At 66.4% G+C, this 9,469-nt stretch carries 7 protein-coding genes; all 7 read right to left on the bottom strand.

The genetic code is table 11. The features are described 5' to 3' along the window. Positions 1–1,609 (bottom strand): selenocysteine-specific translation elongation factor (selB, locus tag AC2VNO_RS16580; protein ID WP_486935168.1); only part of this gene is annotated, 1,609 nt, incomplete at its 3' end. Next, positions 1,606–3,069: an L-seryl-tRNA(Sec) selenium transferase gene (selA, locus tag AC2VNO_RS16575; protein ID WP_486935167.1), complete on the bottom strand. Its 1,464-nt coding sequence runs from the start codon at positions 3,067–3,069 to the stop codon at positions 1,606–1,608. The genes selB and selA, both read right to left, overlap by 4 nt. 129 nt (positions 3,070–3,198) lie before the next feature. Continuing rightward, a complete protein-coding gene (gene fdhE, locus AC2VNO_RS16570) occupies positions 3,199–4,125 on the bottom strand; it encodes a formate dehydrogenase accessory protein FdhE (protein WP_486935166.1) in 927 nt (308 codons plus the stop codon). Continuing rightward, entirely contained in the window at positions 4,122–4,811 is a 690-nt protein-coding gene (locus AC2VNO_RS16565; RefSeq protein WP_486935165.1) for a formate dehydrogenase subunit gamma, read from the bottom strand. The genes fdhE and AC2VNO_RS16565 overlap by 4 nt, the downstream gene beginning before the upstream one ends. Then, a complete protein-coding gene (fdxH, locus tag AC2VNO_RS16560) occupies positions 4,808–5,764 on the bottom strand; it encodes a formate dehydrogenase subunit beta (RefSeq protein WP_486935164.1) in 957 nt (318 codons plus the stop codon). Before fdxH ends, AC2VNO_RS16565 begins: the two co-directional genes overlap by 4 nt. Positions 5,765–5,777: 13 nt before the next feature. Further along, positions 5,778–8,771 (bottom strand): formate dehydrogenase-N subunit alpha, encoded by a 2,994-nt coding sequence (gene fdnG, locus AC2VNO_RS16555; protein ID WP_486935169.1) that lies wholly within the window; start codon positions 8,769–8,771, stop codon positions 5,778–5,780. 213 nt (positions 8,772–8,984) lie between these two features. Then, positions 8,985–9,401 carry a hypothetical protein gene (locus AC2VNO_RS16550; RefSeq protein WP_486935163.1) on the bottom strand — a complete coding sequence of 139 codons (417 nt, stop codon included), beginning with the start codon at positions 9,399–9,401 and terminating at the stop codon, positions 8,985–8,987. Between the last annotated feature and the right edge of the window lie 68 nt (positions 9,402–9,469).

The raw sequence follows: 9,469 nt of genomic DNA, 5'->3' as shown, positions 1-9,469 counted from the left end.
GCGGGGGCTGAAACGGAGCCGCCTCGATGAGCGGCTCGAGCCGTTGCCACAGCGACTCGTCGGCGTCGCTCAGAGCGGCGCGGTGGCCGGGCAGGGCAACGAACGGGCCCTGGGCCTCCAGCGCGCCGCGTGCAATCAGCCGCTCGATCAGCTGTCGGCCGATTGCCTCGGGGAGCTGGGGAGCCGCTTGCCGTACCAGCCGGCCACGCTCAGTGCCGAGCATCGAGGGTTCACGCTGGTGATTGGCCGCCACACTGTCCAGCAGTCGGTCCTGCAGCCTCGTTATGTGCGTGGCCGAGAAGGCGCGAGCCTGGTCCCGGTTTCCCAGCGTTTCCGCCCCCAACGCCGCGACCGAATCGATCAGATGCTGCAGGGGGACATTGGCGTTGCATGCCAGGACGTGCAGGTCGATCCCCTCCGGGCGCTGGCGCAACCCCTCTTCGAGCGCCGGCGTCAGGTCGAGCGGTGTGGCGGCGGCGCACTCTGCCAGTGCAGTGAGCCAGGCTAGCCGCTCGTGGCGACGCTGACCGCGCCGCGGCGGGTCGCCTTCCAGCACCACGCCGCCGCCCAGGGTCACGCCCGCCGCCGGGTCGCGTATCACGCAGCGGTCGCCCAGGCAGGCGTGTACCGGGTCGTCGAGCACCAGCTGCCCCAGCATACGTCCGCCCGGGGCGAGATGCTGACCTTCAAGCAGCGAGAGGCGCCCGCTGTAGCGTCCCACGCCCAGGTGCACCTGCACGGGAGCCCAGTGCTTGACGGTCGGGGCGGTGTCGAGAAGCCGCAGCAAAACGTCGAGCCGCTTCAACGCCGGAGTCACGAGCTTGTCTGCCACCACCCAGTCGCCGCGGGAAACGACGTCGCGAGAGATCCCCGGCCCGCTCAGGTTGAGCGCCACGCGATCGCCTCGATTCGCCGTGTCACTCTCTCGATTCTGACGACGCAGGCTGCGTACCCGTGCCTTGGCACCGGTCGCCACCAGGCGTACTTCGTCGCCCTGGCGTATGCGACCCGCAAGTGCCGTGCCGGTCGCCACCACCCCAGCGCCGGCCTTGGTGAAGACTCGGTCGACGGCAAAGCGAAAACGTCCATGGACAGCCTCCTCATGCTTCAGCGAGGCCAGGTGCCAGAGCCGCTCGCGCAGGGTGTCCACCCCTTCGCCGCTCGTGCTCGAGACTTCGTGAATGGGAGCGTTGGTCAGCGGCGTCTCGGCGAGCAGGGCGGCGATCTGCTCGCGCACCCGCTGGCGACGTTCGGCGTCGACGCGATCGATCTTGGTCAGTGCCACCAGGCCGCGGTCGAGCCCCAGCAGGGTCAGAATCTGCAGGTGCTCGACGGTCTGCGGCATGACGCCGTCGTCGGCGGCCACCACCAGCAGCACCGTATCGACGCCGATACTGCCCGCCACCATGTGATGCAGAAAGCGCACGTGGCCGGGCACGTCGACGAAACCGAGTTCGATGTCGTCGGCCACCTCGGGATAGGCGAAGCCGGGCTCGATGGTCAGTCCGCGGGCCTTCTCCTCTTTCAGCCGGTCGGTGTCGATACCGGTGAGCTGCTGGATCAGGGCGGTCTTGCCGTGGTCGACGTGACCGGCGGTGCCTACGATCACAGTGCGTCTCCGTCATCCTGCCGGCTTGCCGCGTGGTAACAGCCGGGCAGCTCGCCAAGCTGGGCGAGAAAGGCCGCTTCGTCGGCGGCCGTGGCCAGGCAGCGCAGATCGAGCATCAGGGCACCGTCGCCGATGCGTCCGATGACCGGACGCGGCAGTCGACGCAGAGCGGCTTCCAGCCGACGCAGGCAGCGTTCGCGCTCGCGGCGCCCGGCAGCGGCCGGTCGCCAGGCCAGCGCCTGGCTGGGCAGCCGGTCCACCGGCAGCGAGCCGCTGCCGAGCTGGCTGGCGCAGGGCGTAAGGGTCACCGCGAAGTCGCCAAGCAGTTCAAGGACATGGGGCAGCAGGCGCTCGCCCATGGCGGCGATCTCCGCCTCGGAGCGGGTCAGCAGCGCCAATGTGGGAATCTCGCGCTCGGGGGCGTCGCTGTCGCGGTAGATGCGCAGGGTGGCCTCCAGCGCGGCGAGTGTCAGCTTGTCCAGGCGCAGGGCGCGCTTGAGCGGGTGGCGCTTGATGGTGGCAATTGCCTCGCGACGGCCGACGATGATGCCGGCCTGAGGGCCGCCCAGCAGTTTGTCGCCGCTGAAGGTGACCACGTCGGCACCGGCGGCGACGGCATCGCCCGGCTGCGCCTCGTAGGGCAGGCCGAGGGCGGTGAAGTCGGCAAGCGCGCCGCTGCCCAGGTCGACCAGGAAGGGGATGCCGTGGGCGTGGGCGATTTCGGCCAATTGCGACTCCGGCACGCTGCTGGTAAAGCCGGTAATGGCGTAGTTGGAGGTATGCGCCTTGACGATCAGCCCGGTGTGTTCGCCAAGGGCGCTCTCGAAGTCGCGCCGATGGGTGCGGTTGGTGGCGCCCACCTCGCGCAGTCGGCAGCCTGCGGCCTGCATGATGTCGGGCATGCGAAAGGCGCCGCCGATCTCGATCAGCTCACCGCGCGATATCAGCGCCTCGCGGCCGGCCCCCAGCGCCCCCAGGGCCAGCAGCACGGCGCCGGCGTTGTTGTTGACCACGGTGGCCGCTTCGGCGCCGGTCAGTTCGCACAGCAGGTCTTCGATCAGGCGGTCGCGGTCGCCACGCCCGCCGTCTTCGAGATCGTACTCCAGTGCCAGCGGATGACGCGCCGCGTTGGCCATGGCCTCGATGGCCGCCTCGGCGAGGGTGGAGCGCCCCAGGTTGGTGTGAATCACCGTACCGGTGAGGTTGAAAACCGCGCGGCTGGCAGGGCGTGCCAGCTCGGCCAGCTCGACCAAGGCGGCCTCGGCCAAGGCATCGCTGCCGAGCCGGTCGTCGGCCACCTGGCCAGCGGCGAGCCGCCGGCGAGCCTGGTCGAGCGTTACGCGCACGGCACGCCGGGCAAGGCGGTGACCGTGGCGCTTACGAGCCGCTTGTAGGGCGGGATGGGCCAGCAGTGTGTCGACTGCTGGTAGGCTGCGTCGAACGTCCATTGTCGTGTTCATGTCCATGCCGGGTCGGTCACGACCCCGCTTTCGCGAAGGTGAGTCGTCCCTGGTGCGTCAGGGTATGCACCCTATGGCATAGCATGATGGGCCGGGGCACGTCCATTCCGCCCCGGCTTCGCACGGGTTCTAGTCCTCGACGATCAGCAGCGGATTGAAGCCGCTGCGGCGGTACCCATCCTCGCCTAGCAGCAGGTCCAGGGTCAGACTGGCCAGATCATCGGCCAGCGGCTCGACCTCGGCATCCAGGGCGCGAGGGAATATCTTGAGATAGCTGTCGCAGTCGCCGCACGCTTCGGCCTGTGCCACCGAGGCTTCGCCTTCGCCGGATTCAGGCGCCAGGCTGAGGTACTCGAGCTTGCCGCTCTGCTCGCACACGCTGCAGATGGAGCGCTCCAGATACCACTGGGTGGCACATAGGCCGCACTGCAGATAGCGCACGCCGCTGCTCTGGGGGTCGGTCTCGATGACGCTGGCCACCGGCGGCGAGCCGCAGCAGGGACACAGTGCGCGGACCTCGCCGCGAGGCCGCTCAGGAGCATGGGGCAGGGTCTGTACCAGGCGCTGCCAAGTCACCTGCAGGGCGGCGGCGATCAGCGGCATCAGGCCGCGATGGTGCAGCTCCCCGGCTTCACCGGCCAGGACCTGACGGGCGAGCTGCCGACACGCGGATGCCGGCAGTACACGCAGGGCGTCAATCAGCGGACGCTGGGCTTGCCCCACGTGTAGCTCCAGGGCATCCAGCAGGGCCTCGAGTTCGCTGGGCAGGTCGATATCTTCCTGCAGTGCCTGAACGTTGAGCGGCGGCATGCCGTGCTCCAGCGCCAGGGCGAAAGCCTCCGGCTCAGGTTGCCAAGCGGGGGTGATACGTTCCAGCGCCACCTGCTGGGCGGTGGCGAGCTGGGCCATGAAGGCGAGGAAATCGCCCAGCTCCCGGCTGCGCTCGGCTAGGGTCTGCAGGCGCCGGGAGCGGCGGGCGAAGTGGTCGGTGGGGGGCAGCCTCACCTCGGGCGGATGCATGATCCCGGTGGGTGCGTTGCCATAGGCGTGGTTCACGTCGACTCCTCTCCGCTTTGCTCATGGCGCCGGCTGATTCGGCGGTGCTTGCGCTCTTTCTCCATCTCTTCTTCATACCAGAGATCGTGATGGTGGCGTGCCCAGGCCTTGCTGACCCGGCCGCGTACCATGGCCTGGAACGAGCCCTTGACCCAGATGCCCGAGTAGATGTGGATGATCAGGGTGATAATGGCCAGAAAGGCAACGTAGGCGTGGGCCAGTGAGGCCAGCCGGCGCAGGGTGAGGGGCATGGCTTCGCCGACCAGGCTGTGCCAGATCATCACGCCGCTGATCAACAGCACGGGGATGCAACCCAGCATGATCCAGTACACCAGCTTCTGGCCGGCGTTGTTCTTGCCCACCGGAGGCAGCTTCTCGTCGCGATTGGCGAGAACATCGTTGATCTGCTTGAGCCACTGCACGTCGTGACGCTTGAACAAGCTCTCCTTGAAGAAGCTCACCGCCATGATGGCGAACATCAGCGACATGAACAGGCCGATCCAGGGGTGCAGGATGCGGGTCATGGTCGGCCCGCCGAACAGCCCCGTCAGCGACCAGAAGAAGGGATGGAAGAAGGGCAGGCCGCTGAGCACCAGCAACACGAAGCTGATGGCGACCAGCCAGTGATTTAGGCGCATCCAGACGCTGTAGCGCTGCAGCGGCGGGTCCGTCTTGGCGAGGCTCATGGTCGCTCCTCCCGCTCATCTCGTTCTTCTCTGGCCTCCCGCTCCCTCTCGCGGGCTTCATCGTCGCGTACCGCCTGCTCGTCCTCCTCGCTGAGTTCCTTGGGCCCGGCCGTGACGTAGTGGAAGAAGCCGGTCAGGGCGGCAAGGCCGATGGCCGCCGAAGCTAGCGGCTTGCCCAGCCCCTTCCAGGCGCCGACCATGGGGCTGATGCTGGGGTCTGCCGGCAGGGCGCTGTAGATTTCCGGCTTGTCGGCGTGCTGCAGCACGTAGATCACGTGGGTACCGTCGACCCCCTCTGGGTTGTAGACCCCGGCATTGTCGAAGCCGCGACTCTTGAGGAAGTCGGTTCGCGTCTCGGCCAGGTCGAGCATGTCGTCGCGGGTGCCGAACATGATCGAACCGGTGGGGCACGACTTGACGCAGGCCGGCTCCAGCCCGTGGAATACCCGGTCGGAGCACAGCGTGCACTTGTATGACTTGCCGTCCACTTCCGAGATGCGCGGTACGTCGAAGGGGCAGCCGGTAACACAGTAGCCGCAGCCGATGCAGTGCTCCGAATTGAAGTCGACGATGCCATTGGCGTACTGCACGATGGCCCCGGGGGCGGGGCACGCTTCGAGGCAGCCCGGCTCGGCGCAATGCATGCAGTTATCCTTGCGGATCAGCCATTCGAGATTGCCCTGTTCGTTCTCGTATTCGTCAAAGCGCATCACCTGCCAGGTGTTGGGCGAAAGATCGAGAGGGTTGTCGTACTCACCCACGCATTCCCCCACCTCGTCTCGCAGGTCATTCCATTCGGCGCAGGCCACCTGGCAGGCCTTGCAGCCAATGCAGCGTGAAACGTCGATCAGCTTGGTCACCCGGTCGATGCCGCCGGTGCGCTCCTGCGGTGAGGACACCGGGGTCGCCGATCGGGCAATGATGTTCTGCAGATTGACTTGTTCGCCTCTCATCCTTGGCCTCCTCCTACAGCTTGTCGACGCGCACCAGGAACGACTTGAATTCCGGCGTCTGCGTGTTGGCGTCGCCGACCGAGGGCGTCAGCGTATTGGTCAGGTGGGCCTTCTTCGTCTCGCCGAGGAAACCCCAGTGCAGCGGGATGCCCACCTGGTGAACGATCTGGCCATCCACCCGCAGCGGGCGAATGCGCTTGGTCACCACCGCCACTGCGTCGATGTAGCCACGCTTGGAGCTGACCCGAACCCGCTCGCCCTTGACGATGCCCAGCTCTTGCGCCAAGGCCTCACCGATCTCGACGAACTTCTCCGGTTGAGCGATGGCATTTAGCCGGTTGTGCATGGTCCAGTAGTGGAAGTGCTCGGTCAGGCGATAGCTGGTGGCCGCATGGGGGAACTCCTCGAAAGTGCCGAAGTTCTCGCGATCCTGGGCGAAGACCCGTGCGGCCGGGTTGTGCTTGGCCAGCGTGCTGCCGGGGTGCAGCGGGTTGTTGGCAATCGGCGTCTCGAAGGGCTCGTAGTGCTCCGGGAAGGGCCCCTCCTTCATGCGGTCGCGGGCAAACAGCTGGCCACGCCCGGTCTGATTCATGATGAAAGGTGCCTGTCCTTCGCCGGGGGCGGAGTCGACCGGGAAGTCGGGTACGTCGTTGCCGACCCAGCGCTGCCCGTCCCACCACACTACCGCCTTGTTGGCCGCCCAGGGCGTGCCGTCGGGGCGGGCGCTGGCGCGGTTGTAGAGAATGCGGCGGTTGGCCGGCCATGACCAGGCCCAGCCCAGGGTCTGTCCGGTGCCGTAGGGATCGGAGTTGTCGCGCCGTACCATCTGGTTGCCGGCCTCGGTCCAGCAGCCGGCGAAGATCCAGCAGCCGCAGGCGGTGGAGCCGTCGGCGCGCAGGAAGCCGAAGTCCTCGATCTGCTCGCCGGCGCGTACCACCAGGTTGCGGTCCTCGTCGACGACATCTTCCAGGGCCCAGCCGTTGTACTCTCGGGCAAGCTCCTCGGGGCTAGGCTCCTCGGGCCGGCGATAGGGCCAGTGCAGGTTGAGAATGGGATCGGGGAAGGCACCGCCCTCTTCCTCATAGAGCCGCTGCATACGCAGGAAGATGCCGGCCAGAATCGCCGTATCGGGCTTCGCCTCGCCCGGTGGCGGTGCAGCCTGCCAGAACCACTGCAGCCAGCGCGAGCTGTTGACGATGGTGCCATCCTCCTCGGCGAAGCTGGTGGTGGGCAGGCGAAACACCTCGGTATCGATCGCCGCTGTGTCCACGTCGTGATACTCGCCGTGATTGCGCCAGAACTCCGCCGTCTCGGTGCTCAGGGGATCGATCACCACCAGAAACTTCAAGCGTGAGAGAGCCTCGGTCACCTTGGCCTTGTGCGGGAAGGCCGCCAGCGGGTTGAAGCCCTGGCAGAGGTAGCCGGTGATCTCGCCATGATGCATGCGCTCGAAGGTGTGCAGGATGTCATAGAGATCCTCACCCATCTTCGGCAGCCAGTCGAAGCACCAGTCGTTGGCCTCGGTGGCGGCATCGCCGTACCACGCCTTCATCAGGCTGACGTGAAAGCGTTCGTAGTAGCGCCAGTAGGAAATCTCCTCGGGTACCAGCGGTGGCCGAGCGCGTGAGAGGATGTACTCCTCATAGTCCTGCTCGTCGTCGTCCGCCAGGGTCAGGTAGCCGGGCAATTGGTCGGAAAGCAGCCCCAGGTCGGTCAGGCCCTGGATGTTGGAGTGGCCGCGCAGGGCGTTCACGCCGCCGCCGCGCATGCCCATGTTGCCCAGCAGGAGCTGAACGATGGCCGCGGTGCGGATGATCTGCGAGCCGATGGAGTGCTGCGTCCAGCCCAGCGCATAGAGGAAGGTCATGGTCTTGTCGGGCGCTGCCGTCTCGGCCGCCATGTTCCACACGCGCTGGATTTTCTCGCTCGGCGTGCCGCACACCGAGGAGACTACCTCGAGGGTGTAACGGCTGAAGTGCTGGCGCATGAGCTGGAACACGCAGCGCGGGTGTTGCAGCGTTTCGTCGCGCAGGACGTGGCCGTCGTCGTCATGCTGGTACTGCCAGCCCTCCATCTCGTATTCGCCGTTCTCGGCGTCATAGCCGTTGAACAGGCCGTCGTCGAAGTCGAACTCCTCGTCCACGAGCAGGCTGGCATCGGTATAGGCGAGCACGTAGTCGCGATGGAAGCGGCCGCTCTCGATCAGGTAGCTGATCAGCCCGCCGAGGAAGGCGATATCGGTGCCCGTGCGGATTTCGGCGTAGTAGTCCGCTACCGCGGCGGTACGCGTGAAGCGCGGGTCGACCACCACCAGCCGCGCGTCGTTGTGCTCGCGCGCCTCCATCACCCAGCGGAAGCCCACCGGGTGTGCTTCGGCAGGGTTACCCCCCATACCGATGATCAGGTCGGCATTGCGTATGTCGACCCAGTGATTGGTCATGGCACCGCGACCGAATGTTGGGGCAAGACCTGCCACCGTCGGTCCGTGTCAGACGCGCGCCTGGTTGTCGAACGCCACCATGCCGAGGCTACGGGCAATCTTGTGGGTACAGTAGGCCGTCTCGTTGGTCGAGGCCGACGCCGCCAGCATACCGGTAGTGGTCCAGTGATTGACCGTCTGGCCTTCTTCGTTTTGGGTCACGAAGTTAGCGTCGCGGTCGTCCTTCATGAGGCGGGCGATACGATCGAAGGCCTCATCCCAGCTGATCCGCTTCCATTCGTTGCTGCCGGCCTCGCGCACCTGGGGGTAGCGCAGTCGGGAATCGCTACGAATGTAATCGAGCAGCCCCGCGCCCTTGGGACAGAGTGAGCCGCGGCTCACCGGGTGATCCGGGTCCCCCTCGACGTGATAGATGTCATCGATGTTGTTGATCGCCTGATCGCCCCGGGCATAGATCAGCACGCCGCAGCCCACCGAGCAGTAGGTACAGTTGCTGCGCGTGATCTTGGCGCCGGTGAGCTTGAAGTGGCGAATCGAGGCGATGGCGGAATCCGGGGCGAAGCCCATCATGGCCATGCTGGATGTGGCCATCCCCGCTGCACCGAGCTTGAAGAATTGTCTGCGCGAAACCCTGAGGGTCATGAGGCCTCCTGCCTGGTTTCCATACTCATTGCTGTCATTATGATCTACTACTATCGGTCTACCTTAAGCGTAGCGACTCCTGACGGGCCGCTCGTCGGTGGTTGGTATCATTTGGTAACGAACGGCCTGTTGCGTGGCTCAGGGCGACTGGTCGCCGCTGGCCTGAGGCTCGCCATCTTCCTGGCGTCCGGTGTCATCGGCTCCCAATGGCTCATCGGGCATCACCTCCTCGTCGCCTTCACCATCCTCTTCACGCTCGGGCGACTGGGTCTCGTAGGCGGGACCGGCATCGGACGCGGCGGCGGGCGTCTGGAACAGTTCGTCGCCCTGGGTCTCGCCGCTGCCGCTGCCCTGGTCTTCCTCCTCCATATCGGCCCCCGTGATCCCGCTGGTGGTGCCGGCCCTGCCGGTGCTCACCTTCGGTGGTTCGGTGATCTCGGCGGGGTCCATGCCGGCGGCTCCCTCGTCCGGCGTGGCCGGATCGGCGGCCAGTGCCGCGCCCGTCCACAGCATGATCGCCCCCAGCAGGAGCGGTGCGGAATTCTTGTCAGCCATCATTGCCTCCTTGCGTGCCGCTCTTCTCTACCCCCAGCGTAGACCCTGGCTGGCGGGGCCGACAGCGT

The sequence above is a fragment of the Halomonas sp. TH-94 genome (assembly GCF_057473365.1).
Note: the sequence above shows the minus strand (reverse complement) of the source record. Positions and strands in the feature narration are given on the sequence as shown.